The sequence below is a fragment of the Kitasatospora sp. NPDC002227 genome (assembly GCF_040296285.1).
GTDB lineage: Bacteria > Actinomycetota > Actinomycetes > Streptomycetales > Streptomycetaceae > Kitasatospora.
The window spans coordinates 168993-191764 of the sequence record NZ_JBEOWY010000008.1 but is presented as its reverse complement, the minus strand read 5'-3'; the positions used below and the strand labels follow the sequence as shown (position 1 = coordinate 191764).

The window sequence follows — 22772 nt, the reverse complement described above, 5'->3', positions numbered from 1 at the left end:
GTAGGGGTGGGGCCGAGCAGCGGAGGGGCCGTGGACGTGAGGCGGGCGGGGCTGCTGCTCGGGCTGGCGGGGGTGCTGGCGGCGGCCGGGTGTTCCGGCGCGGCGGCGCCCCGGGCCGAGACTCCCGCCAGCCACCAGGCGGCCTACCCGAGCCCGACCCCGACCCCGAGCCCGAGCCCCAAGGCGGAGCCGGCCGGGCCCTACGTGGCGCTGGGCGATTCGTACACCTCGGGGCTCGGGGTCGAGCCCAAGGCCGGTGAGCCCAGCGGGTGTGGCCGCTCCGGGGTGAACTACCCCTCGCTGGTGGCCAGGGCGATCGGGGCGTCCGGGGCGGGCTTCACGGACGTGAGCTGCAGCGGCGCCACCACGGCGGACCTCACGGCGGCGCAGCGGACGGCGGGCGGCACCAACGGCCCGCAGCTGGATGCCCTCTCGGCCGCGACGCGGCTGGTGACGCTCGGGATCGGCGGCAACGACGCCGGGTTCGTCGGGGTGGTCACCGAGTGCGCGGCGCAGGGCCTCAAGCAGGTGCTCGGCCTGGTCAAGGGCACCGACGCGCCGTGCCGCCGGCACTACACCGAGAACGGGCGGGACGAGCTGCAGCGGCGGGTGGAGACGGTCGGCGCCCGGCTGGACGTGGCACTGCGGCAGATCCGGGAGCGGGCGCCGCGGGCCAAGGTGTACGTGGTCGGGTACCCCGCGCTCCTCCCGGCGGACGGCGCGGCCTGCGAGCAGACCCTCGGGCAGGGGGTGAGCGCCGGTGACCTGGGCTTCCTCCGCGAGAAGGAGGGGGCGCTCAACACGGTGCTGGCCGAGCACGCGAAGGCAGCCGGCGCGGCGTACGTGGACACCTCCACCCCCTCGGCCGGGCACGACATGTGCGCCGGCTCGGGTATCCGCTGGGTCGAGCCGCCGCTGCCCGACCCCGGGCTGGCCCCGGTGCACCCCAACGCCCTGGGCCAGCAGGGGATGGCGGCCGCGGTGCTGGCCGCCGTCCGCGGCTGAGGCGCCCCCGACGTGATCAAGATCTCGCCGGGGGTGGCCGTGATCAATGTCTCGTCAGGGAGCCCCCGGCGGGCGTCAGTTCTGCAGCCGGGCCTGGTGGGTGGTGATCTGGACGGCCGGGTCGTCCAGGCACTGGCCGGTGCCGAGGTCGAAGCGCTGCTTGAGCAGTGGCGAGGCGACGTAGACCCGGCCCTCGGGGGTCGAGCCGAGCAGTCCGCGGGAGAGCACGTAGGCGCCGGTGAACGGATCGCGGTTGGCCAGCGCGTGCACCTGGCCGGCGCCGTCGCGGAAGACCGCGGCCTGGCGGCCGTCCGGGAGCAGCACGGCGACGCCCCGGCCGGGGATCAGGCTGTCCCAGTCGCAGACCGGCAGCCAGCCGTTGTCGGTGTGCAGCGCTACCTTCGGGGCGAGCGTGGCGGAGGTGGTCATCGGATCTCCAGGAGGGGGAGGTCGAGGCCGGCGAGCAGGTCCTCGGCGGTGGCCAGTACGGCCAGGTCGGGCTTGACCTGGTCCCGTTCGGGGGTGAAGCGGATGCTCGGGTCCGGCACGCCGGGCGCGTTGACGAAGGAGACGAAGCGGCTCAGGCGCTCCGGGTCGGCCAGGGTGGCGGCCCACTCGTCCTGGTAGTTGCCGACGTGGCGGGCCATCAGGCCCTCCAGCTCGGCGGCCAGGCCGAGAGTGTCGTGCACCACCACGTCCCGGACGTGGTCGAGTCCGCCGTCGATCCGCTCCAGCCAGGCGGAGGTGCGCTCCAGTCGGTCGGCCGTGCGGATGTAGAACATCAGGAAGCGGTCGATCAGGCGGATCAGCTGCTCGTCGTCGAGGTCCTGGGCCAGCAGGTCGGCGTGCCGGGGGGTGGCGCCGCCGTTGCCGCCGACGTAGAGGTTCCAACCGTTCGAGGTGGCGATGACGCCGAAGTCCTTGCCCCGGGCCTCCGCGCACTCGCGGGCGCAGCCCGAGACGGCGGACTTCAGCTTGTGCGGGCTGCGCAGCCCGCGGTAGCGCAGTTCGAGCTGGATCGCCATCGCGACCGAGTCCTGCACCCCGTACCGGCACCAGGTCGAGCCGACGCAGGACTTCACCGTGCGCAGTGACTTGCCGTAGGCGTGCCCGGACTCGAAGCCGGCGTCGACCAGGCGGCCCCAGATCTGCGGGAGCTGGTCGACGCTGGCGCCGAAGAGGTCGATCCGCTGACCGCCGGTGATCTTGGTGTAGAGGCCGAAGTCGCGGGCCACCTCGCCGATCACGATCAGCTTCTCGGGGGTGATCTCGCCGCCGGGGATGCGCGGCACCACCGAGTAGGAGCCGTTGCGCTGGAGGTTGGCCAGGAAGTGGTCGTTGGTGTCCTGCAGGGCGGCCTGCTCGCCGTCCAGGATGTGCCCGCTGGCGGGGAGTTCGGGGGCGAGCGAGGCGATGATCGAGGCCACGGTCGGCTTGCAGACCTCGCAGCCCTCGCCCGGCAGCCGGCCGTGCTCGGCGAGCAGCCGGGAGTGGGTGGCGATGCCGGTGACCTGGACGATTTCGAAAAGCTCGGCGCGGGTGTGCTCGAAGCAGGGGCACAGGCCCTTGTCGACGGTGACGCCGGAGGCCTCCAGCTCCTCGGTGACCAGGGTGGAGAGCAGCTTGATGCAGGAGCCGCAGCCGGTGCCCGCCTTGGTGCAGGTCTTCACCTCCGGCACGGTGGTGCAGCTGTGCTCGGTGACGGCGCCGCGGATCTGGCCCTTGGTGACGTTGTGGCAGTTGCAGACCACCGCGTCGTCCGGCAGGGCCGAGCCGCCGAGCGAGAGGGGCGGGGCCATCCCGGCGGGCAGGACGAGCGATTCGGCGGGCACGGGCAGCGGCTCGCCGGTGCCGGTGAGCGGGCGCAGCGTCGCGTACGCCTCGGCGTCGCCGACCAGGATGCCGCCGAGCAGGGCACCCTCGGGGGTGACCACCAGCTTCTTGTAGATCCCGGCGCGGGAGTCGGAGTAGACCACGTCGAGTGCGCCCGCAGTAGTGCCGAAGGCGTCGCCGAAGCTGGCCACGTCCACACCGAGCAGCTTGAGCTTGGTGGAGAGGTCGGCGCCGGTGAAGGGCTTGGCGGCCTGTCCGGCCAGCTGGTGGGCGACGGTGGTGGCCATCTCGTAGCCGGGGGCGACCAGGCCGTAGACCCGGCCGTCCGCCGCGAGGGCGCACTCGCCGATCGCGTAGACGTCGCTGTCCGAGGTGCGGCAGTGCTCGTCCACCGCGATGCCGCCGCGCTCGCCGACGGTCAGGCCGCAGTCCCGGGCCAGTTGGTCGCGGGGCCGGACGCCGGCGGAGAAGACCACCAGCTCGGTGTCCAGGCTGGTGCCGTCGGTGAAGGTCATCGCACTGGCCCGGCCCTCGGGGGAGACCAGCACGGCGTTGGTGCCGACCCCCGTGTGCACCACCACGCCCATCTCCTCGATGGTGCGGCGCAGCGCCTCGCCGCCCGCGCCGTCCACCTGCACCGGCATCAGCCGGGGCGCGAACTCCACCACGTGGGTCTCCAGGCCGAGGCCCAGAAGCGCCCCGGCCGCCTCCAGGCCGAGCAGCCCGCCGCCGACCACCGCGCCGACCTTGGCCCCGGCGGCGTACGACTCGATCGCGCGCAGGTCCTCGATGGTGCGGTAGACGAAGCAGCCCTCGGCGTCCTTGCCCTCGACCGGCGGCACGAACGGGTACGAGCCGGTGGCGAGCACCAGGGTGTCGTAGCCGATCACCTCGCCGTCGGCGGTGGTGACCTGCTTGGCGGCGCGGTCGATCGCGGTGGCGGGGGTGGCGAGACGGACCTCGTAGCCGTGTTGGGCGGCGAAGCCGTCGTCGGCGAGCAGCAGGTCCTCCGGGGTGCGGCCGGAGAAGTAGGAGGTGAGCGCGACGCGGTCGTAGGCCGGGCGGGGCTCCTCGGCGAGCACGACGACGCGGTAGCGGTCGGCGGCGCCGGCCTCGGCGAGCGCGGCGAGGAAGCGGTGGCCGACCATGCCGTACCCGATGAGCAGGACTGTCGGCCGAGTGGTGGAGGTCATCGGGGTGTCCCTTCGAGGGTGCGGGTGCCTGCGGTGCTGTGGGTGGTCAGCAGGTGGAGCGGGTGGGCGGTCAGGGCTTCGTCGCCCTGCCAGGTGTGGGCCAGGTCGCCGACGGTGTCGAGGTCGCCGAGCAGCACGCCGCCGACCAGGCGGTCGTCGCCGTCGGCGTCGCGGCGGACGATCACCTTGCGGTAGGTGCCGCGCCCGCCGTCGGCGAGCCGGACGACCCTGTCCTGGGGCCCGGTGGGCTCGGGGACGCCGAAGGTGGCGAGATCGAGCGGGGGTTCGGCGGGGTGGGGGGTGTTGAGGGTGAGGCGGGTGAGCAGGCGGCTGCCCCGGTAGGCGGCCGCGCGGTGGCTGAGCACCTGGGCGAGCACGTCGGCCTGCTCCAGGGCCGGGCCGGCCAGTCCGTAGACCACGCCGTCGTGTTCGGCACAGTCGCCGAGGGCGTGGATGCGGGGGTCACTGGTGCGCAACTGGTCGTCCACCAAAACTCCTTGACGGATCGTCAGCTCGGCTGCCCGGGCCAGGCCGGTGCGGGGGCGGACCCCGGTGGCGAGGACCAGCAGCTCGGCGTCGAGGCGGAAGCCGTCGGCGAGCTCGACCCCGGTGACGGTGCGGGCGGCGTCGGTCAGGACGGCCCGGACGCGGCACTCGGTGTGCACCTCGATCTTCTGGGCGGCCAGGTGCCGGCGCAGCAACTCGGCTGCCTGGTGGTCGAGATGGTGCTCCATGAGGTGCTCGCCCTGGTGGGCGAGCAGCACCTGGACGCCGCGGGCGGCCAGGGCGCGGGCCGCGCTCACGCCGAGCAGGCCGCCGCCGACCACCACCGCGCGCTCGGCCTGCGGCAGCCGGGCGTCGAGGTCGGTGCAGTCGGTCATGGTGCGGAAGGTGAAGACGCCGGACGGGAGTTCGCGGTACTGGCGGGTGTGCAGGCGCAGCGACGGGTCCTCGAAGAGGCCGCGCAGCGGCGGCAGCACCGGGTTGCTGCCGGTGGCCAGGACGAGGCTGCCGTACTCGATCACGGCGCCGTCGTCGCAGAGCACCCGGCGGTGGGGGCGGTCGATCCGGACCACGCGGCTGTGGTGGTGGGCGATGCCGGGGGGCAGGGCGGCGAGGGTGGCGAGGCCTGGGTGGTAGCGGCCGGCGAGGACTTCGGCGAGCAGGACTCGGTTGTAGGGCGGGTGCGGCTCCTCGCTGATCAGCACCACCTCGCGCTCGCCGAGCAGCGTGAGCTGCTGGGCGAGGCGGTGGCCCGCCAGGCCGGCGCCGACCACCACGACGGGGTGGCCGGCGGTGGGGGTGTCGGTGGCTGTCATGGCTGTGAGCTTGCCGGGGCGGTGTTTCCCGGTGGGGTTCCGGCTGTTTCGCGGCCGGAACTTCGAGCTCAGCGGGGGTGGGGAGGGGCCGTGAGGAGGGGCGGCGGAGCCGCCCGGGGGTAGTGCGAGTGGCTCGGAGGCGGCCGGCGCGGCGATGTGCTTGGCGGGCCGCGCCGTTCCCCGCGCCCCTGACTGTGCAACTGGCTGCCTGTTCAGAGGCGCTCGAGGCGGACGGCGCAGGATTTGAACTCGGGCATCCGGGAGGTGGGGTCGAGGGCGGGGTTGGTGAGGAGGTTGGCGTTGCCCTCGCCGGGCCAGTGGAAGGGCATGAAGACGGTGTCGGGGCGGATGGCGGTGGTCAGGCGGGCGGGAGCGACGGCGCGGCCGCGGCGGCTGACGACGGCGACCTGGTCGCCCTCGCGCAGGCCGAGCCGCTCGCCCAGGTGGGGGTGGAGTTCCACGAAGGGGCCGGGGGCGGCCGAGTTGAGGGCGGCCACCCGGCGGGTCTGGGCACCGGACTGGTACTGGGCCAGGACCCGGCCGGTGGTCAGCCGGACGGGGTACTCGGCGCAGGGCTCCTCCGCCGCCGGGCGGTGCTGCACCGGGGTGAACCGCGCCCGGCCGTCCGGGGTGGCGAAGCGGTCGAGGAACAGTCTCGGCGTGCCGGGGTGTTCGGGGCTCGGGCAGGGCCAGAAGACGCCGTCCTCGGCGGCGATCCGGCGGTAGCTGATGCCGGCGTAGTCGGCCACCCCGCCGCCGGAGGCCAGCCGCAGCTCCTCGAAGGCCTCCTCCGGTTCGGTCGGGAAGCCCTTGCCGAACCCGCCCAGCCGGTCGGCCAGTTCATGCAGTACGACCAAGTCGCTGCGCACTCCGGCCGGTGGTTCGACGGCCTGGCGGCGCAGGATGACCCTGCCCTCCAGATTGGTCATGGTGCCGGTCTCCTCGGCCCACTGGGTGACCGGCAGGACGACATCCGCCAGCTGAGCCGTCTCGGAGAGCACCACGTCGCAGACCGCGAGGAAGTCCAGCGAGCGCAGCCGCTCGGCGACATGGGCCGAACGCGGCGCCGACACCACGGGGTTGGAGCCCGCTACCAGCAGCGCCCGCACGTCCGTGCCCAGCGAGTCGAGCAGCTCGTAGGCGCTCGGCCCCGGCCCCGGCAGGCTGTCCGGGTCCACTCCCCAGACGGCCGCGACGTGGGCCCGGGCCGCCGGGTCGTCCAGCTTGCGGTAGCCGGGCAGCTGGTCCGCCTTCTGGCCGTGCTCCCGGCCGCCCTGGCCGTTGCCCTGGCCGGTCAGGCAGCCGTAACCCGCGTACGGGTGGCCCATGTTGCCGGTGGCCAGGCAGAGGTTGATCCAGGCGCTGACCGTGTCGGTGCCCTTGGCCTGCTGCTCCGGCCCGCGGGCGGTGAGCACCATGGCGCGCTCCGCCTCGCCGAACAGCCGGGCCGCAGTGCGGAGCCGGGGCAGCGGCACACCCGTGACGGCCTCCACGTGCTCGGGCCAGTGGGCCATCGCGGCGGCCCTGGCCTCGGGCCAGCCGGTGGTGCGTTCGGCGATGAAGGTCTCGTCGGTGCGGCCGTCGGCGACGGTCAGGTGCAGCAGGCCCAGCGCCAGGGCCAGGTCGGTGCCGGGGCGGGGCGCGAGGTGCAGGTCGGCCAGCTCGGCGGTTCTGGTCCGGCGGGGGTCGATCACGATCAACGTGCCGCCGCCTTCCTGGAGTTCGCGCAGGTAGCGGACGAACGGCGGCATCGTCTCGGCCGGGTTGGCGCCGACCAGGATCAGGCACTTGGTGTGCGGGATGTCGGCGAGCGGGAAGGGCAGGCCGCGGTCGGTGCCGAAGGCGCGCACCCCGGCGGCGGCCGCGGAGGACATGCAGAACCGGCCGTTGTAGTCGATCGAGGAGGTGCCGAGCACCACCCGGGCGAACTTGCCGAGCAGGTAGGCCTTCTCGTTGGTGAGCCCGCCGCCGCCGAACACCCCTACGGCATGGCGGCCGTGGGCGGCGGCCGCCCCGGCCAGGCCCGCGGCCACCGCGTCCAGGGCCTCCGGCCAGCTCGCCGGGGTCAGCACGCCGTCGCGGCGCACCAGCGGAGTGGTCAGCCGGGCGGCGGGGTCGAGCACGGCCGCGGCATTGGCGCCCTTGCCGCACAGGGCGCCCTGGTTGACCGGGAAGGCGGGCCGCTCGACCACCGTGACGGGGACCGGCCCCCGGGTGGTCGGGCGCAGGGCCATGCCGCACTGGAGCGCGCAGTAGGGGCAGTGGGTGTCGGTGGGGGCGTCCATGGAGCCACCCTGCGGGCGGGCTGTTTCAAGGTGGCGGCCCGATGGTTACGGGCCGCGTACGCCGGGCTCACCGCAGGTGGGCCCGGCTGTGAGGGCCGGGCCGGGAGGGGCGGGCTGAGAGGAGAACGGGCGGCAGTCGTGACGAGCGCGCAACGGGCGGGAAACAGCGGGCGGGGACGGTGGCGGGATGACGCTCTCCTGTGTGGTTGCTCCGCCGGTCCGGGTGCTGCACGCCGCCCGGCGCCCCGCCCTGGTGCTGGTCGCGCACGGCTCGCGGGATCCGGTGGCCGCCGCCGAGGTAAGGCGGCTGGCGGCGGCCGTCCGGTCGGCCCGGCCCGAACTCGACGTCCGGCTCGCCTACTTGGGCCTGAACGGGCCGCTGCTGCCGCAAGTCCTGGACGAGCTGGCCGGGCCCGCCGTCCTGGTGCCGCTGCTGCTCAGCCGGGGCTACCACCTGCGGGTGGACCTACCGGCGGCGCTGGCCGGAGCGCCCCAGGTGCACGGGGTGGTGACGCCGCCGCTCGGGCCGGACCGGCTGCTGGCCGAGGCACTGGCCGGCCGGCTGCGGGAGGCCGGCTGGGCCGGCGAACCGGTGGTGCTGGCGGCCGCCGGTTCGCGGGATCCGGCCGCCGCCGAGGACGTCGCGGCTCAGGCCGGGCTGTTGGCGGGGCTGCTCGGGGTCGAGGTGCGGCCCGGGTACGTGACCGGGAGCGGGCCGAGTGTGGCGGCGGCCGTCGCGGAGCTGGGCGAGGCCGCCGTGGCGGGGTACTTCACCGCGCCCGGGGATTTCGCGCGGCTGGCCGCGGCGGCCGGCGGCCGGGTGACGGCGGCTGCGCTCGGTGCGCACCCGGGGGTGGTGCGAGTGGTGCTCGAACGCTACGCGGCCGCCGTCCTGGGTCAGTCCGTGCGGGAGGACTGCAGGTGGGCGAAGACCACCACGTTGTCGGTGTAGTCCTTGAGCTTCTTGTCGTAGGCCCCGCCGCAGGTGATCAGGCGGAGCTGGGCGTCCTCGGTGTCGCCGTAGACCTTGGCGTCCGGGAAGGCGTTCTTGGGGTACGTCTGGGTGGAGTCGACCACGAAGGTCGCGGTGATGCCGTCCTCGCGGGTGATGTCCACGGTGCTGCCCGGCGTGAGCAGATGGAGCATCAGGAAGACGGCCGGGCCGGTCCTGGTGTCGACGTGGCCCGCGACCACCGCGCTGCCGCGTTCGCCGGGGGCGGCGCCGCCCCGGTACCAGCCGACCAGGTTCTTGTCGTCCGCGGAGGGGGCCTCCAGGGTGCCGCCGGGGGCCAGACCGAGCTCGGTGAACGGCGCGTCGAGGAAGAGCTGCGGCACCCGCAGGCGGGTGGGGCGCGAGCGGGGGAGGGTGGGGGAGGCCTTCGCCTTCTGGCGGGCCGCCGGAGCGCTCGGCGCGGGGGCGGCGACCGGCGCGGCGGCGGCCGTGGCCGGGGGCTGGACGGGAGAGTCGTCGACGGACTGGTAGATCACCAGCAGCCCCAGCAGGGCGGCGCCCACCGCCCAGCGGAAGAGGGTGTTGGGAGGGCCGGTGTGGTCGGCCAACGGGGGCTCCTTCGGAGAGATGGGCAGAAGGATCAGATGCACTGTCCGGGGGCGCGGGGAACTGCGCGAGACGGGAGGCACCGGCCTGCGGCCTACCGCTTCGCGCAGTTCCCCGCGCCCCAGGGTGGTGCAACTGGCTGTGCAGCCGGGAAGCGGTGCCCGGCTGGGTGCGGGCACCGCTGGGGGTGAGGGGCGGAGCTCAGGTGCCGGTGGAGCGGCGGCGGAGGGAGTAGGCACCGACGCCGAGGCCGCCGGCGAGGAGGGCCGCGCCGGTGGCGAGGCCGCCGCCGGAGACCGCGAGGCCGCCGCCGCCCGTGTGGACGCCGCCGTGCGGCTTCTGCTGGTCGTGCCAGGGGGCCTCCTCGGCCTCCTCCGTGGCGTCCTCGTGCTCCTTGGCCTCCTCCTTCTTCGGCTCCTCCTTCTTCGGCTCCTCCTTCTTGGGCTGCTCCTTGGCAGGTGCAGCCGAAGCGGCCGGAGCGGCCGGAGCCGCCGGGGCGGCCGGGGCGGCCGCAGCGGGGGCGGGCGCGGCCGGGGCCGCCGGGGCGTCCTGCCAGACCTGCTGGTCCTCGGTCACGGCGCGGGCGCCGGGCTGGGTATCGGCGTGGGCGACGGGGGCGGTGAGCGCCAGGACGGCGGCCACGGCCGCTCCAGCGAGGAGGGAGCGTTCGACACGCATCTGAGTGAGTCCTTCCGGTGGCGACGGGCGACTGCCGGGCCTTCGCCGGCGGAGGGTTCGCGGTCGCACCTTCATCACGGTCGGTCACGGAGGCGGAGCCCGCCACCGCCCAGGTCCTTCCGGTGGACCGACGGGTTGTCAGCCGTTGGGGTGGTCAGGACGACTGCTCGGGCGTGTCGGTGCGTTGTCCGGCGTGAACGGGGGACACATCCGCACATGCTGTCAGACCATCAGATCATCGGACGGCGTCTGCTACTGAGCGTAGCGGGCCTGACCCTGCTCTCCGCCACCACCGCCTGCGGCACGGACCAGGCCGAGCAGCTCGCCCCCGCCCCGTCCCCCGCGCAGCCCCAGCCCAAGGCGGTCAACGTCCCCAGCCCCGCGCTGGCCAGCCCGCCGAAGCCGGCCACCCCACCGCAGAGCACCCCGCCACCCAGCACGGCCCCCCGCCCGCACAACGCCGCGCCGCTCTTCTCCCTCGCCGCCGCCGACAAGCTGGTCGCCCTCACCGTGGACGACGGGCCGGACCCGGTCCACACCCCCGCCGTGCTGTCGATCCTCCAGCAGTACGGCGTCCGGGCGACCTTCTTCCTGATCGGCGAGAACGCCGCCGAGCACCCCGGGCTGGTCCGGGAGATCGCCCGCCAGGGCCACCACCTGGCCAACCACACCTGGAGCCACCCCGATCTGCGCCACCTCCCCGAGGCCAAGGTCCGCGACGAGCTGGAACGCACCTCGGACCTGCTGCGCGAGGCCACCGGCAAGCCGATGACCTGGTTCCGCGCCCCCGGCGGGGACTGGTCGGACGTCTCGCTGCGGGTCTGCAACGAGCTCGGCATGCGCCCGATGGGCTGGTCCGTGGACCCGCGCGACTGGGCCCGCCCGGGCACCTCCCGGATCACCAGCCGGGTGCTGGACGCGATCCGGCCCGGCTCGATCGTGCTCAACCACGACGGAGGCGGTGACCGCTCGCAGACCGTCGCCGCGCTGCGCACCTACCTTCCGGTGCTGATCGACGAGGGCTACCGCTTCACGGCGCCCGCGTGAGCGGGCCACCGGGCCGACGTCGAAGGGGGGACCGACCCGGCGGTCGGTCCCCCCTCAGGGGCGGTGCGGGCTCAGGACAGCAGCGTCCAGGACTGGCCCGGGGCCGCCGCGTTCGGGTTGTCGGTGACCACCACCGACCCGGCACCGGTGCCGGAGGTGCCGAGCACCAGGCCGGTGGCGACGTTGGTGATGGTGAGCGCGCCGGTCGCGGTGGACTGCACGACCTTCCACTCCTGCCAGGGGTTGCCCGGCGAGTAGCCCAGCAGGTAGGCGCTGTTGCCCGGCTGGGTGCCGGCCGCGAGCACGGTGTGCTGCTGGGTGGCGGTGCTGCAGTTGTCGCTGATCCGGACGGTGCCGTCCGGGTTGGTGGTGAAGGTCCACTGCTCGGAGGTGTGGTCCGACCACCAGGTGTTGATGTCGGCGTTCTGGCCCACCGGGGCCGAGCAGGTGCCGGAGGCCTCCAGAGCCTGGCCGCCGGTGCCGCCCGCGCTCAGGCTGTGGTACTTGCCGTCGTTGATCACAGTGGCCGTGACGGTGGCCGCCTGCGCGGTCAGGCGGTAGAGCGCGACGCCGTGCGGGGCGACCCAGTTGCCGCCGACGGTGCCGCTGGTGCTGCCGGTGGCGCCGCTCCAGACCTCCTTGTACGTGTAGCCGGCGCCGCTGAGGCCGAGGGCGGAGAGGCTGGTGGTGACGGTCTGCCAGTTGTTCGGGTCCTGGTTGACCAGCAGCACGGCGGTGTCACCGTTCGCGAGCCGGCGCTCGAGCACGACCGGGTCGGTCCCCGAGCGCGGGGCGCTGCCGACCAGGGTGGCCGGCTTGGCCAGCCTGTCCTGGTCGATCGCGATCATGTCGCGGTTCTTCAGCAGGGCCAGGCTGCTCGCGTCGATGCCGGTGGACCAGCTGTAGCCGTCCCGGCTGACCTGGGTCTGCGCCGCCGTGCGCAGGTCGGCGCCGGAGATCAGCGGGGAGGCCATCATCGCCAGGATCGACAGCTCGCTGCGCGACTCGTCGTCGGTGAAGGGCTTGTGGCAGACGCAGGTGTCCGTCACGCCGTAGAGGCCGTAGGCGTACTTCCAGCCGGTGAACATCATGTCCATGTCGTTCCAGCTGCCCGGCCGGACGTTGCCCGGGTACTGCAGGGCCGTCTGCAGCTGGCCGTTCCAGAGCACGCCGCTCAGCTCGCTGTCGCGGTCCCCGCCGATCCGGCAGAGATTGGCGACCTGCCCGCACCAGACGCCGGTCGGCGCATAGCCGGGGGACTGGAAGGCCGGGGTGCCGGCCGCCTTGATCACCGGGTCCGTACGGGCCGGGTCGCCGGTCTCGAGCAGGTACGGCACCCCGCTGTGCACGGGCTGCGCCGAGACGCTGAGCGCGACCTTCGGGCGGCCCTGGGCGGCGGAGGCCGAGTCCAGCGCGCGCTGGAAGGTCTGCACCCGGGCGTAGATCGACTTGGTGAGCTCCTTGCCCACGCCCTGGGTGTAGTAGTTGTGGCCGTCCGGGCCGATGATCTGCGGGCCGTACGGGCAGTCGTCGTACTTCACGTAGTCGACGCCCCAGGAGACGAAGTCCGCGGCGTCGGTGGCTTCGTGGCCGAGGCTGCCGGGGTGCATCTGGCAGGTCTCGTAGGTGTCGGTGGCGTACAGGCCGAGCTTCATGCCCTTGCTGTGCGCGTACCAGGACAGGTACTGGATGCCGCCCAGGGTCTGTCCGTTCACGACCTGGCTGGGGAAGTTGCGCGGGTCGGCCTGGAGGTGGCCGGAGGTGGGGTCGTTGCCGGTGCCGTCGGTGCCGCTGACCGGGTTGCCGCTGTTGTCGTACAGCTGCATCGCGCCCTCGGCGGTGCGGGTGAACCAGCTGGACTGGCCGGTGCGGTAGAGCTGCGACCAGCCGTCGTCGATGGTCACGGTGTCGTAGCCGGCGGCCACCAGGCCGTTGGCCGACATGAAGTCGATGGTCTGCACGACCTGCTGCTGGTTGACCTGGGTGCCCAGGGCGTTCCAGGAGTTCCAGCCCATCGGCGGGGTCAGGGCGGTGCCGTTGTCGAGGGCGGCGGCCGGGGAGGCGGTGGCGAGCGAGAGGGTGCCGAGCCCGGGGAGGGCCAGGCCGAGGGCCAGCAGGAGGCTGGGCAGGCGGGAGGTTCTGCCGCGAGAAGCGCGCATGGAGCAACTCCGAGGACGCGTGGGGGTGGGGGAGGCAGCCTGAAGGTGGGGTGCTGGGCAGCGAGTGTAATGGCACATGTGACATGTCCAACAGACTCGTGCGGGGACTTCTGTTGGGTGATGGCGGATTGTGTTCGCTTGGCGCGGGGGTGTACGGGTGTCCCCGAAGGGGTGAAATTCGGTGTGCCTAGGGGGTGGCGCGAGGGTGGCTGGCCTAGGATCTGCGCCAGGGGCTCGGGTGAGGGCCGCGGCCGGAGCGGCGGCGGGTGGCGCCGACGGTACGTCAGGCGCGCTCGGCCCGGCTTGCGATGTGCGGTGCTGAGGTGGGGCGGGTGGGACTCGAACCCACGACCAAGGGATTATGAGTCCCCTGCTCTAACCGGCTGAGCTACCGCCCCGGTTCGCCGTGCAGCGCGGCGTGGTGCCGATGCAGCAGCAGACGGCCCCTCAGGGCCGTCTCCGGCAGCATAGCCGGTCGATCAGCGGTGGTGCGCGCCGGGGGCGCATCCGGGGGGCACGGGCGCACGGTCGGGGGCACGGCCGAGGGATGGCAGGTCTCCTGCCGCTCCGTGCCGATGTGCGGCGGCCCGTCGGCCGGGTGAGGCTGGGGTGGGCCGGTACGCTGACCGGTCGAGGCGGCCCGGAGGTGAGTTCGGTGGTTCGGACGACGGTGCGCGGCTGGACGGGCGCGGGGGCGGCCCTGCTGCTGGCGCTGGGCCCGGTGGCGTGCGGCTCGGGCGGCGCGGCCGGTGACGGCCCGTCGGCGGCGGGCTCGCCGCGGCCGAGCGGCAGTGCCGGCTCCGACGCGCACGGCTGGTCGCGCGACCGCATCCTCAGCGCCATCGCCAAGCACGCCGGCACCACGAGGACGGCCAAGGCCAGCCCGCTCAACAGCCTGGTCGGCGCCGTGTTCACCCACAACGAGGACGGCGACCACTTCTGCACCGCCAGCGTGGTGGACAGCGCCGGGCTCAACCTGATCATCACGGCCGCGCACTGCGTCTACGACCCGATCGCGGGCCAGCGCAGCGATCTCGTCTTCATCCCCGGCTACCGGGACGGCGAGACCCCGAACGGCGTCTGGCCGCTGGTCGCCATCACGGTGGACCCGAGCTGGTCCGAGAACGGCAACCCGGACCTGGATGTGGCCTTCGCGATCGTGAAGCCGCAGGGCGGCAAGCAGGTGCAGCAGGTGCTCGGCGGCAACTCCCTCGGGATCAACAAGGGCTACCAGCTCCCGGTCAAGGTCACCGGCTACCCGAGCAGCGGGGACGTGCCGATCACCTGCTCCAACGTCACCAGCCGGCAGAGCCCGACCCAGCTGCGGATCGACTGCCCCGACTACACCGGCGGCACCAGCGGCAGCCCCTGGATCACCGACCTCGACCCGAAGACCCACACCGGCACCGTGGTCGGGGTGATCGGGGGCTACCAGGAGGGCGGGGACAGCCCGGACACCTCGTACAGCAGCTACTTCGGGGACCAGGTCCAGCAGCTGTACGACCGCGCGACCGGCTGAGCGGCCCGCCCCCGGCGGGTGAGCCGTCCGGCCGCCTTCAGGCTGGCGTTCGAGGCCGCCCGGCTGGTAGACCTTGCCTCCGGACGCGCCGGGCAGCGGTGCGACGCTCACGAAGGGGCCCGGATGGCACGCGTACGGTCGGCCGCCCGCGCGGCTGCGCGCGCGCTCGCGGCGGCGGCTGCCACCGCCGCCCTGCTGACCGGCTGCGCCACGGGCGGCGGCGCCGGCCCGGACGGCACCCCGAGCTCGCGGCCGGCCGAGGCGGGCGGGACGCAGGACCGGATCGGCGCGCTCTTCGTCGGCGACGTGTTCGGGCCGCGGGGCTGCACCGCGAGCGTGGTCGACAGCCCCCGGCACAATCTGCTGGTGACCGCCGCGCACTGCGTCTACACCGCGACCAACGGCCGCCTGGACGACCTGGTCTTCGTGCCCGGTTACCGCAACGGTCAGGCACCGTACGGTAGTTGGACGGCGAAGCAGACCTTCGTCGACCCGCACTGGACGGCCTCGGAGGACCCGGAGTACGACGTCGCCTTCCTCACCGTGGAGCCGAAGGGCGGCCGGGAGATCGAGGACCTGCTCGGGGCCAACGAGCTGGCCACCGACCAGGGCTTCGGCCAGCGGGTCTCGGTCAGCGGCTACCCGAGCACGAGTGAGACGCCCATCACCTGCTCGGTGCGGACGCTGCGCTTCAGTGACACCCAGGAGCGGTTCGACTGCTACGGCTACACCGACGGCACCAGCGGCAGCCCGTGGCTGACCAAGGGCGGCCGGGTGATCGGCGTGATCGGCGGCTACCAGCAGGGCGGGGACACCGACCGGACTTCGTACAGCGTCACCTTCGACCACCGGGTGGCCGAGCTGTACCGGCAGGCCACGGCCTGAGGGCCTCGCGGTGTGACCGGGGAAACACGAAGGCCCTCCGGTCACCGGAGGGCCTTCGCTCTGCGCAACTCACCCCGGACCGGGGTGAAGCTCCCCCAATTGGACTCGAACCAATAACCTGCCGATTAACAGTCGGCTGCTCTGCCAATTGAGCTATGGGGGATTGAACGCGCAGTGCCGGAAGGCCGGTTGGGCCTTCCGAGCTCCCCCAATTGGACTCGAACCAATAACCTGCCGATTAACAGTCGGCTGCTCTGCCAATTGAGCTATGGGGGAATGAGCTTCTGCTGCGGGGGTCGGTCACCCGGCCCTTCGGCGCTCGCTGCGGGACATACATTAGCGCACTCAGGGGGGTGCTCCGCCAATCGCTTTCGCCGCGGGCCCGGTGGGGGCCCGGTGGGGGGCGTCGGACGGGGGTGGCGCGGGCCCCGCTCGGCGCGCCCGGCGCGCGACCGCCCGCCCGGGCGGGGATGCTTGGGGCGGCAGTGCGGCGGTGGCCCCGACCCGCCAGGGTCCGAACGGTTCGCCGCCGGGCCGGACGGGTAGGGCAACGCGGCAGAGTCCGCAAGGAAGGGTGGAAGCCGAGCATGTGGAAGCTGAGCATGGCCGTCGGAGTCGGGATCGGGTACGTCCTTGGCGCCCGGGCCGGACGGCAGCGCTACGAGCAGATCTCCAAGGCGGCCCGGCAGATCGCCCAGAACCCCCGCGTCCAGGACGCCGCCGACAAGGCCCGCCACCAGGCCGGGGCCGTGGCCGGCAAGGCGGCCGGGGCGGTGGCCGACCGGGTGGGGGAGCGGCTGCCGAACGCGGTGACCGACCGGGTGGCGCTGTTCCACCGCCAGCAGGCCGCGGACGACAGCTGGGGCACCGTCCGCGGCTGAGGCCGGCCGTCGTGGCGGGTCGGGGCTACTCGCCGGTACCGAGTGGGCAACACTTGGCCGACCCGCCGACATCAGGGCCACCGGCTGAGGCATGATCTCGACATGGCCATCGTCGCGGGCATCGACAGCTCGACCACTCGCACCAGGATCGTCGCGTGCGACGCCGACACCGGCGCCGTGCTGCGCGACGGCAAGGCCCCGCACCCCGTGCAGGAGGGCCCCGACGCCAGAGCGACCGAGACCGACCCGCAGAACTGGCTGCACTCGCTCGGCGACGCCGCCACCGGCGGCCTGCTGGAGGGCGTCCGGGCGATCGGGGTCTCGGCCCAGCAGCACGGCCTGATCGGGCTGGACGCGGGCGGCGTGCTGGTGCGGCCCGCCCTGCTCTGGAACGACCCCCGCTCGGCCGGTTCGGCCGCCGCCCTGATCGACGCGCTCGGCGGTCAGGAGGCCTGGGTGCAGGCGATCGGCGCGGTGCCCGCCCCGACCTACACCGTGGCCAAGCTGCGCTGGCTCGCCGAGCACGAGCCCACCTCGGCCAAGCGGATCGCCGAGGTGCTGCTCCCGCACGACTGGCTGGTCTGGCAGCTGCTCGGCCACCCCAAGCGCCGCACCACCGACCGGGGCGACGCCTCCGGCACCGGCTACTGGTCGCCGATCACCGGCGAGTACCGCCAGGACCTGATCGAGCTGGCCCTCGGCCACCAGCTCCGGGTGCCGGACGTGCTGGCCCCCAACGAGCCCGCCGGGCACACCCCCGAGGGCCTGCTGATCTCCGCCGGGACGGGCGACAACATGGCCGCCGCGCTCGGCCTCGGCCTCACCCCGGGCGACGCCGTCGTCTCGCTCGGCGGCAACGGCACCATCTTCGCCGTCCACGACCAGCCGGTGACCGACCTCAGCGGCGCCGTCTCCTCCTTCGCCGACGCCACCGGCCACCACCTGCCGATGGTGGGCACCCTCAACGCCGCCCAGGTGCTGCGCTCGATGGCCGGCCTGCTCGGCACCGACCTGGCCGGGTTGAGCGAGCTGGCACTGCAGTCGACGCCCGGCTCGTACGGGCTGGTCCTGCTGCCCTACCTGGACGGTGAGCGCACGCCGAAACTCCCCGCCGCGGCGGGGACGTTGACCGGGCTGCGGGCGGAGTCGATGGCGCCGCAGCACCTGGCGCGGGCGGCGGTGGAGGGGATGCTCTGCAATGTCGCCGAGGCACTGGACGTGCTGCGGGCCCAGGGAGTCGCTCTGCGGCGGGTGTTCCTGCTCGGGGCGGTCGGGCGGCTGCAGGCCGTCCGGGAGATCGCTCCGCTGCTGTTCGGCCTCCCGGTGGTGATACCGCCCGCCGGGGACTACGCCGCGCGCGGCGCCGCCCGGCAGGCGGCCTGGGCGCTGGCCGGTACGGCCGAGCCGCCGCAGTGGGGCCTGCCGGAGGCGGTCACGGTGGCGCCGGACCAGTTCCACGACCCGGCGGTCGGGAAGGCCGTGCGGCAGCAGTACGCGACGATCCGGGTGCAGAACCACCCGGAGACGGCCGTCGGCTAGAAGTGCTCCCGTAGCGGGCCCACCCGCAGGCCCTGGGCCGCGCAGGTGTCGAGGATCCGCGGCAGGGCGCCGAGGGTGGAGTGCCAGGCGTTCGGGGCCGAGGTGCAGTCCGAGTCGTGCAGGAGCAGGGTGGCTCCGGCGAGGGGCGCACGGGTGATCGTGTGCAGGACGGAGTCGGGGGTGGCCTTGGCGGTCCAGTCGCGGCCCCAGTGGGTCCAGAGGACCGGTGTGAGGCCGAGCCGGCGGGCGGTGGTCAGGGCGGAGAGGTTGAGCACCCCGTACGGCGGCCGGTACCAACGGGGTTGTTGACCCGTCAGGTCGGCGATCAGGTCCCGCGCCCGGGCGATGTCGTCCCGGGTGGCCCGGGGCGAGCGGACCAGCAGGGGCCGGTGCCGCAGCCCGTGCACCGCGACCTCGTGCCCGGCCGCGGTCAACTCCCGGCCCAGGCCGGGGTCGCGCAGCAGCATCTGGCCGAGCAGGAAGAAGGTGGCCTGCACGCCCGCCCGGTCCAGCGCTTCGAGGAAGAGCGGGGTGGAGCGCGGGTCGGGCCCGTCGTCGAAGGTGAGCGCGACGTGGTCCCGGCGGCCCGTGCCGCTCAGGCCCGGGGCCAGGTGCGGCCGCAGCGGGCCGATCGAGCTGAGTGCGGGCAGGCCGTGGGCCAGGGCGAGCCCGCCGGCCGCCAGTGCCAGCGGCTTGATCAGGCGGGTCACGCGGCCTCCTCGAGAGGGGCGCCCATCGCGGCGGCGGGCCCGGCCAGCCGGATGAGGTGCTGGTCGGCGGGGACGGTCGGGGGCCAGGCGACGGCGTCGTCGGCCAGGGCGGTGCGCAGGGCGGGGGCGAGGGCCGCCCGGTCGGGTATCCAGGTGGCCAGGCCGGCTTCGTGCAGGGCGGCCGCGTTGGTGACGCCGTGGCCCGGGAGGCAGCGGTAGCTGACCACGGGGACGCCGCTGGCCATCGCCTCCAGCGAGGTGAGGCCGCCCGCGTTCTGGACCACCACGTCGGCGGTGCGCAGCAGCGCGGGCATGTCCGCCACCCAGCCGAGCGGTACGCCGGCGGCCGCGTGCAGCAGCCGGGTGCGCAGGGCGGTGTTGTGCCCGCAGACGGTGACCGGCACGGCCAGCCCGCCGGCCTCGATCTCCCGGACGGTCTCCTCGATCTCGCCGACACCCCAGGAGCCGGCCACCACCAGGGCCACCGGCCGGTCGGTCGGCAGTCCGAAACGGACCCGCTCGGCGTCCCGCTCGGCGGCCGAACGGGACGGGCGGAAGGCCGGGCCGACCAGCGGGCCGCACACCTCGACGGCGTCGGCGCCGTGCTGCCGGGCCTGGGCGGCGGCCACCGGGTGCAGGGCCAGGTGCAGGTCGACGCCGGCGCCGATCCAGAGCGGGTGGACGGACATGTCGGTCAGGAAGGTGACCACCGGGACACTGATCTCGCCCGCGGCCCGCAGCGCCCCGAGCGCCTGGCTGGCCAGGGGGTAGGTGGAGACCACGGCGGCCGTGTCGGGCCCGATCGCCGCCCGCGCGCGCCGGGCCGCGGCGCGGGCGAACAGCCGCCCGACCAGCGAGCGGAACGTGCTGTTCCGCTCGAGCGCCTTCAGCAGCCCGCCCCAGGCCCAGGGCGCCACCCGCAGCTCGAAGGCGTAACTCCCGCGCAGCAGACGGCCGATGCCCGGCGGCAGCAGATCGAGGAAGTCGTGGCGGTCCACTCCGTACCCCAAGTCCGTCAGGCGCCGTGCGAGTTCGGCGGCGGCGCCGTCGTGGCCGGCTCCAACGCTGGCCGAAACCACGGTGATCCGGGTCCGTCGTGATGGCATCAGGCTCCTTCAGGGCAACAGCCCGGCGGGACGGATCTGGCCATGAGCTCTCGGCCCCCGTACGCCGAGGTTCGGTGGTGCGCGGCAACTCGCGGCCGAGCGGCCGGAGTCGGATGCGACAGTGCAGTGAACGTGGAGCGTGGAACGGTGAACGTGCAGCGGTGGCGGGCCCGTTGAGCAGCCCGGCTGGGTAAAGGGTCGACCTAGTGTATGACGGCCGGGCCACCGGCAGGAGTCCGGCCGGTGATCACGGTGTTGCCCGTAGGCGTGCCGTCGGTCCGAGCGATCCGCTTGCGCGGACGGTCGGCGGCGGGCTGCCCGGGCCGGGGCGGGAAGGACTGGGACATACGACTCCTCGTGCCTGCCGGGCACCACACCCGGTAGGAAGCAGAGCATGCTGGCGCGATGCTGAAGCTGCGCTGAAGCCAGCTGAAGACCTCTTCAGCTGAACGGACGCCCGGCCTGCGACCCTTGACCCCATGCGCGTACTGGTGGTGGAGGACGAACAGCGGCTGGCCGCCGCGCTGCAGCGCGGCCTGCAGGCCGAGGGCTTCTCCGTCGACGTGGCCCACGACGGCCCGCAGGGCCTGTGGATGGCCACCGAGCACGACTACGACGTGATCGTGCTCGACATCATGCTGCCCGGCCTCAACGGCTACCGGGTCTGCGCCCGGCTGCGGGCGGCCGGGGTCGAGGCAGGCATCCTGATGCTCACCGCCAAGGACGGCGAGTACGACGAGGCGGAGGCGCTGGACACCGGCGCCGACGACTTCCTCTCCAAGCCCTTCAGCTACGTCGTGCTGCTTGCCCGGCTGCGCGCGCTGATCCGGCGGACCGGGCGGCGGGCGCCGCAGACGCTGGAGTTCGGCGACCTGGTGGTCGACCCGGCCCGGCGGCTCTGCACCCGGGGCGGGGTGGCGGTCCGGCTGACCTCCCGGGAGTTCGCCGTCCTGGAGTACCTGGCCCGGCGGGCCGGGGAGGTGGTGCCCAAGCGGGAGATCCTGGAGCAGGTCTGGGACTCGGCCTACGAAGGCGACCTCAACCTGGTCGAGGTGCACGTCAGCGCCGTACGGCGGAAGATCGACGCGCCGTTCGGCCGGGCCGCCGTGGAGACCGTCCGGGGCGCCGGCTACCGGCTGGTGGTGGACGGTGGCTGAGGCCCGGGCCACCCGGTGGTTCGGGCGGGCCTGGCGGCGGTTCGGGCCGAAGACGGTCCGGGCCCAGGCCACGCTCGGGGCCACCGCCGTGGTGGCCGCGGCGCTCGCCGTGGCCTCCCTCGCGCTGGTCGGGCTGCTGAACGCCAACCTGGTGGACAACGCCGAGAGCGCGGCCCAGCAACAGGCCACCACCGTCGCCGCGCTGGCCGAGGTCGGGCGGCTGACCCCGCTGCCGCAGGTCACCCGGGGCGCCGACTTCTTCCAGGTGATCGCGGTGGACGGCCGGGTGCTGGCCGCCAGCCCGAACCTCGCCGGGCGGCCCGCGCTGAGCCCCCGGCGGCCGGTGCGCCCCGGCACCCTGACCTCCACCTGGGCCACCGGGCTGCTGCACGGCGAACCCCGGCAACTGGTGGTGGAGGTCACCACCGACACCCCCGACGGTCTGGTCACCGTCCTGGCCGGCACCTCGCTGCGGGACGCGGACGCGGTGGACAGCCTCACCTCGGCCTCGCTGGCCGTGGGCCTGCCGCTCCTAGTGCTCACCGTGGCCCTGGTCACCTGGCAGGTGACCGGCCGGGCGCTGCGTCCGGTGGAGGCGATCCGGGCCGAGATGGCCGAGATCACCGACCGGGACCTGCACCGGCGGGTACCCGTCCCGGCCGGCCGGGACGAGATCGCCCGGCTGGCCTGCACCATGAACGCGACCCTGGACCGGCTGGAGGCCTCCGGCGTCCGGCAGCGGCAGTTCATCGCCGACGCCTCGCACGAACTGCGCAGCCCGATCACCGTGCTGCGGACCCAGCTGGAGGTGGCGCTGGCCCATCCGGACCCCGCGTTCTGGCCGGAGCTGGTCTCCGGCGCGCTCGAGGACACCACCCGGCTGCAGAGCCTGGCGGCCGATCTGCTGCTGCTGGCCCGGCTGGACGCGGCGGAGCCGGTGACCACGGCCCAGGTCGACCTCGGCGAGCTGGTCCGGGAGCTCGCGGTGGCACGCCGGGGGGACAGGCTGCCGGTGGAGACCTCGGTCGCCACGGACGGGATCCTGGTGCAGGGGAGCCCGCTGTGGCTGGGGCGGCTGGTGACCAACCTGCTCGACAACGCGCAGCGGTACGGCGAGCGCCGGGTCGCCCTCTCGCTCCGCAGTGACGGCGGGGCGGCGGTCCTGGAGGTCACCGACGACGGGCCGGGCATCCCGGCGGCCGACCGGGAGCGGGTCTTCGAGCGGTTCGCCCGGCTGGACGACGCCCGCAGCCGCGAGGCCGGCGGCACGGGCCTCGGCCTCGCCATCGCCCGGGACATCGCCACCCACCTCGGCGGCACCCTCACCGTGGCGGACACGGCGACCGGCACCTGCTTCCGGCTGCGGATCGGTCGTGACTGCTGACGGACGGGCCGGCGGCCGTCATTCCCCGGCGGGAATTGTCCGGCCGCGCGGTGGATCGCAGGATGGGGTCACACCGATCGCACCGGAGGACGACATGACCGGCAACACCCAGCAACTCGCCGACCGCTACGCTGCGTTGTGGAACGAGCCGGACGCCGGACGGCGCCGGCAGGAGATCGGGGCGCTCTGGACGGAGGACGGCGTGCACCTGCTCCACCCGCCGGCGGACCTGCGCGAGATCGCCGCCCGGGTCGGCTTCGACGAGCAGGTCCTCGAGACCCGCGGGTACCGGGAGTTGGAGGTCCGGGTGGAGCGCGCGTACCAGGAGTTCGTGGCGCCGGGGGAGTTCACCTTCCGGGCCCGCCAGGACGCCGTACGGCTGCGCGACGCCGTCAGGTTCAGCTGGGAGATGGTGCAGACCGCCGGTGGTGACGTCGTCGGCGGCGGGACGGAGTTCGTGCTGCTCGACCGGGACGGGCGGATCACCGCCGACTACCAGTTCCCCGGGCTCTGA

The 22772-nt window shown here is 74.1% G+C and carries 20 protein-coding genes and 3 tRNA genes; 10 read left to right on the top strand and 13 right to left on the bottom strand.

Annotated elements, in window-relative coordinates; all coding sequences use genetic code 11:
- Positions 1 to 30 precede the first annotated feature (30 nt).
- Positions 31 to 1005 (top strand): SGNH/GDSL hydrolase family protein, encoded by a 975-nt coding sequence (locus tag ABT095_RS10270; RefSeq protein WP_350528892.1) that lies wholly within the window; start codon positions 31 to 33, stop codon positions 1003 to 1005.
- A gap of 75 nt (positions 1006 to 1080) precedes the next feature.
- Here ABT095_RS10270 and nirD read toward each other — a convergent pair whose 3' ends face one another.
- The 4 genes from nirD to ABT095_RS10250 all read right to left on the bottom strand — a co-directional run bounded on the left by nirD (position 1081) and on the right by ABT095_RS10250 (position 7635).
- Complete coding sequence (gene nirD, locus ABT095_RS10265) at positions 1081 to 1434, bottom strand: nitrite reductase small subunit NirD (RefSeq protein WP_350528891.1); 354 nt, start codon at positions 1432 to 1434, stop codon at positions 1081 to 1083.
- Positions 1431 to 4031 (bottom strand): nitrite reductase large subunit NirB, encoded by a 2601-nt coding sequence (gene nirB, locus ABT095_RS10260; RefSeq protein ID WP_350528890.1) that lies wholly within the window; start codon positions 4029 to 4031, stop codon positions 1431 to 1433. Before nirB ends, nirD begins: the two co-directional genes overlap by 4 nt.
- Positions 4028 to 5350 (bottom strand): NAD(P)/FAD-dependent oxidoreductase, encoded by a 1323-nt coding sequence (locus tag ABT095_RS10255; protein ID WP_350528889.1) that lies wholly within the window; start codon positions 5348 to 5350, stop codon positions 4028 to 4030. The genes nirB and ABT095_RS10255 overlap by 4 nt, the downstream gene beginning before the upstream one ends.
- Positions 5351 to 5562: 212 nt before the next feature.
- Positions 5563 to 7635 carry a molybdopterin oxidoreductase family protein gene (locus ABT095_RS10250; RefSeq protein ID WP_350528888.1) on the bottom strand — a complete coding sequence of 691 codons (2073 nt, stop codon included), beginning with the start codon at positions 7633 to 7635 and terminating at the stop codon, positions 5563 to 5565.
- A 187-nt stretch (positions 7636 to 7822) separates the two neighbouring features.
- Here ABT095_RS10250 and ABT095_RS10245 point away from each other — a divergent pair, with 187 nt between their 5' ends.
- Positions 7823 to 8587, top strand: a complete 765-nt coding sequence (locus ABT095_RS10245; protein WP_350528887.1) for a sirohydrochlorin chelatase — start codon at positions 7823 to 7825, stop codon at positions 8585 to 8587.
- On the opposite strand, the gene ABT095_RS10240 is transcribed toward ABT095_RS10245, so the two are convergent.
- Positions 8533 to 9195 (bottom strand): class F sortase, encoded by a 663-nt coding sequence (locus ABT095_RS10240; protein WP_350528886.1) that lies wholly within the window; start codon positions 9193 to 9195, stop codon positions 8533 to 8535. The genes ABT095_RS10245 and ABT095_RS10240 overlap by 55 nt on opposite strands.
- Before the next feature lie 199 nt (positions 9196 to 9394).
- Positions 9395 to 9871 carry a hypothetical protein gene (locus ABT095_RS10235; protein WP_350528885.1) on the bottom strand — a complete coding sequence of 159 codons (477 nt, stop codon included), beginning with the start codon at positions 9869 to 9871 and terminating at the stop codon, positions 9395 to 9397.
- A gap of 216 nt (positions 9872 to 10087) precedes the next feature.
- On the opposite strand from ABT095_RS10235, the gene ABT095_RS10230 reads away from it, so the two are divergent.
- On the top strand, positions 10088 to 10918 hold the full coding sequence (locus ABT095_RS10230; RefSeq protein WP_350528884.1) for a polysaccharide deacetylase family protein: 831 nt from the start codon (positions 10088 to 10090) through the stop codon (positions 10916 to 10918).
- Between the two features lie 71 nt (positions 10919 to 10989).
- Here the strand turns inward: ABT095_RS10230 and ABT095_RS10225 are convergent, their stop codons facing one another.
- Together ABT095_RS10225 and ABT095_RS10220 are read right to left on the bottom strand one after the other, a co-directional pair.
- On the bottom strand, positions 10990 to 13077 hold the full coding sequence (locus ABT095_RS10225) for an alpha-galactosidase (RefSeq protein ID WP_350528883.1): 2088 nt from the start codon (positions 13075 to 13077) through the stop codon (positions 10990 to 10992).
- Between the two features lie 324 nt (positions 13078 to 13401).
- Positions 13402 to 13475, bottom strand: a tRNA-Ile gene (locus tag ABT095_RS10220).
- Positions 13476 to 13723: 248 nt separating this feature from the next.
- On the opposite strand from ABT095_RS10220, the gene ABT095_RS10215 reads away from it, so the two are divergent.
- Together ABT095_RS10215 and ABT095_RS10210 are read left to right on the top strand one after the other, a co-directional pair.
- The gene (locus ABT095_RS10215) at positions 13724 to 14596 is read left to right on the top strand and encodes a trypsin-like serine peptidase (protein ID WP_350528882.1); all 873 of its coding nucleotides are present in this window, start codon (positions 13724 to 13726) and stop codon (positions 14594 to 14596) included.
- A 123-nt stretch (positions 14597 to 14719) separates the two neighbouring features.
- On the top strand, positions 14720 to 15481 hold the full coding sequence (locus ABT095_RS10210; protein WP_350528881.1) for a trypsin-like serine peptidase: 762 nt from the start codon (positions 14720 to 14722) through the stop codon (positions 15479 to 15481).
- Positions 15482 to 15571: 90 nt separating this feature from the next.
- On the opposite strand, the gene ABT095_RS10205 is transcribed toward ABT095_RS10210, so the two are convergent.
- Both ABT095_RS10205 and ABT095_RS10200 read right to left on the bottom strand, forming a co-directional pair.
- Positions 15572 to 15644 (bottom strand) — tRNA-Asn (locus tag ABT095_RS10205).
- A 40-nt stretch (positions 15645 to 15684) separates the two neighbouring features.
- Positions 15685 to 15757: transfer RNA gene (locus ABT095_RS10200), tRNA-Asn, on the bottom strand.
- Positions 15758 to 16068: 311 nt separating this feature from the next.
- On the opposite strand from ABT095_RS10200, the gene ABT095_RS10195 reads away from it, so the two are divergent.
- Together ABT095_RS10195 and ABT095_RS10190 are read left to right on the top strand one after the other, a co-directional pair.
- Complete coding sequence (locus ABT095_RS10195; RefSeq protein WP_350528880.1) at positions 16069 to 16362, top strand: hypothetical protein; 294 nt, start codon at positions 16069 to 16071, stop codon at positions 16360 to 16362.
- Between the two features lie 102 nt (positions 16363 to 16464).
- Positions 16465 to 17901, top strand: coding sequence for an FGGY family carbohydrate kinase (locus tag ABT095_RS10190; RefSeq protein WP_350528879.1), 1437 nt, complete (start codon positions 16465 to 16467; stop codon positions 17899 to 17901).
- Here the strand turns inward: ABT095_RS10190 and ABT095_RS10185 are convergent.
- The 3 genes from ABT095_RS10185 to ABT095_RS10175 form a co-directional block, all read right to left on the bottom strand.
- Positions 17898 to 18611 (bottom strand): polysaccharide deacetylase family protein, encoded by a 714-nt coding sequence (locus ABT095_RS10185; RefSeq protein ID WP_350528878.1) that lies wholly within the window; start codon positions 18609 to 18611, stop codon positions 17898 to 17900. The two genes, ABT095_RS10190 and ABT095_RS10185, sit on opposite strands and share 4 nt — an antisense overlap.
- Complete coding sequence (locus ABT095_RS10180) at positions 18608 to 19717, bottom strand: MGDG synthase family glycosyltransferase (RefSeq protein WP_350528877.1); 1110 nt, start codon at positions 19715 to 19717, stop codon at positions 18608 to 18610. The genes ABT095_RS10185 and ABT095_RS10180 overlap by 4 nt, the downstream gene beginning before the upstream one ends.
- Positions 19718 to 19920: 203 nt before the next feature.
- Positions 19921 to 20064 carry a hypothetical protein gene (locus tag ABT095_RS10175; RefSeq protein ID WP_350528876.1) on the bottom strand — a complete coding sequence of 48 codons (144 nt, stop codon included), beginning with the start codon at positions 20062 to 20064 and terminating at the stop codon, positions 19921 to 19923.
- A 132-nt stretch (positions 20065 to 20196) separates the two neighbouring features.
- On the opposite strand from ABT095_RS10175, the gene ABT095_RS10170 reads away from it, so the two are divergent.
- The 3 genes from ABT095_RS10170 (at position 20197) to ABT095_RS10160 (ending at position 22772) form a co-directional block, all read left to right on the top strand.
- Positions 20197 to 20874 carry a response regulator transcription factor gene (locus ABT095_RS10170; RefSeq protein WP_350528875.1) on the top strand — a complete coding sequence of 226 codons (678 nt, stop codon included), beginning with the start codon at positions 20197 to 20199 and terminating at the stop codon, positions 20872 to 20874.
- On the top strand, positions 20867 to 22258 hold the full coding sequence (locus ABT095_RS10165; RefSeq protein WP_350528874.1) for a sensor histidine kinase: 1392 nt from the start codon (positions 20867 to 20869) through the stop codon (positions 22256 to 22258). The genes ABT095_RS10170 and ABT095_RS10165 overlap by 8 nt, the downstream gene beginning before the upstream one ends.
- A gap of 94 nt (positions 22259 to 22352) precedes the next feature.
- Positions 22353 to 22772 (top strand): hypothetical protein, encoded by a 420-nt coding sequence (locus tag ABT095_RS10160; protein WP_350528873.1) that lies wholly within the window; start codon positions 22353 to 22355, stop codon positions 22770 to 22772.

Excerpts from the sequence above, each read along its gene's own strand:
- ABT095_RS10250 (WP_350528888.1), bottom strand. The coding sequence starts at position 7,635 with ATGGACGCCCCCACCGACACCCACTGCCCCTACTGCGCGCTCCAGTGC.
- ABT095_RS10170 (WP_350528875.1), top strand. The coding sequence starts at position 20,197 with ATGCGCGTACTGGTGGTGGAGGACGAACAGCGGCTGGCCGCCGCGCTG.
- ABT095_RS10160 (WP_350528873.1), top strand. The coding sequence starts at position 22,353 with ATGACCGGCAACACCCAGCAACTCGCCGACCGCTACGCTGCGTTGTGG.
- ABT095_RS10230 (WP_350528884.1), top strand. The coding sequence starts at position 10,088 with ATGCTGTCAGACCATCAGATCATCGGACGGCGTCTGCTACTGAGCGTA.
- nirD (WP_350528891.1), bottom strand. The coding sequence starts at position 1,434 with ATGACCACCTCCGCCACGCTCGCCCCGAAGGTAGCGCTGCACACCGAC.
- ABT095_RS10255 (WP_350528889.1), bottom strand. The coding sequence starts at position 5,350 with ATGACAGCCACCGACACCCCCACCGCCGGCCACCCCGTCGTGGTGGTC.
- ABT095_RS10190 (WP_350528879.1), top strand. The coding sequence starts at position 16,465 with ATGGCCATCGTCGCGGGCATCGACAGCTCGACCACTCGCACCAGGATC.
- ABT095_RS10210 (WP_350528881.1), top strand. The coding sequence starts at position 14,720 with ATGGCACGCGTACGGTCGGCCGCCCGCGCGGCTGCGCGCGCGCTCGCG.
- ABT095_RS10195 (WP_350528880.1), top strand. The coding sequence starts at position 16,069 with ATGTGGAAGCTGAGCATGGCCGTCGGAGTCGGGATCGGGTACGTCCTT.
- ABT095_RS10225 (WP_350528883.1), bottom strand. The coding sequence starts at position 13,077 with ATGCGCGCTTCTCGCGGCAGAACCTCCCGCCTGCCCAGCCTCCTGCTG.
- ABT095_RS10180 (WP_350528877.1), bottom strand. The coding sequence starts at position 19,717 with ATGCCATCACGACGGACCCGGATCACCGTGGTTTCGGCCAGCGTTGGA.
- nirB (WP_350528890.1), bottom strand. The coding sequence starts at position 4,031 with ATGACCTCCACCACTCGGCCGACAGTCCTGCTCATCGGGTACGGCATG.
- ABT095_RS10235 (WP_350528885.1), bottom strand. The coding sequence starts at position 9,871 with ATGCGTGTCGAACGCTCCCTCCTCGCTGGAGCGGCCGTGGCCGCCGTC.
- ABT095_RS10175 (WP_350528876.1), bottom strand. The coding sequence starts at position 20,064 with ATGTCCCAGTCCTTCCCGCCCCGGCCCGGGCAGCCCGCCGCCGACCGT.
- ABT095_RS10245 (WP_350528887.1), top strand. The coding sequence starts at position 7,823 with ATGACGCTCTCCTGTGTGGTTGCTCCGCCGGTCCGGGTGCTGCACGCC.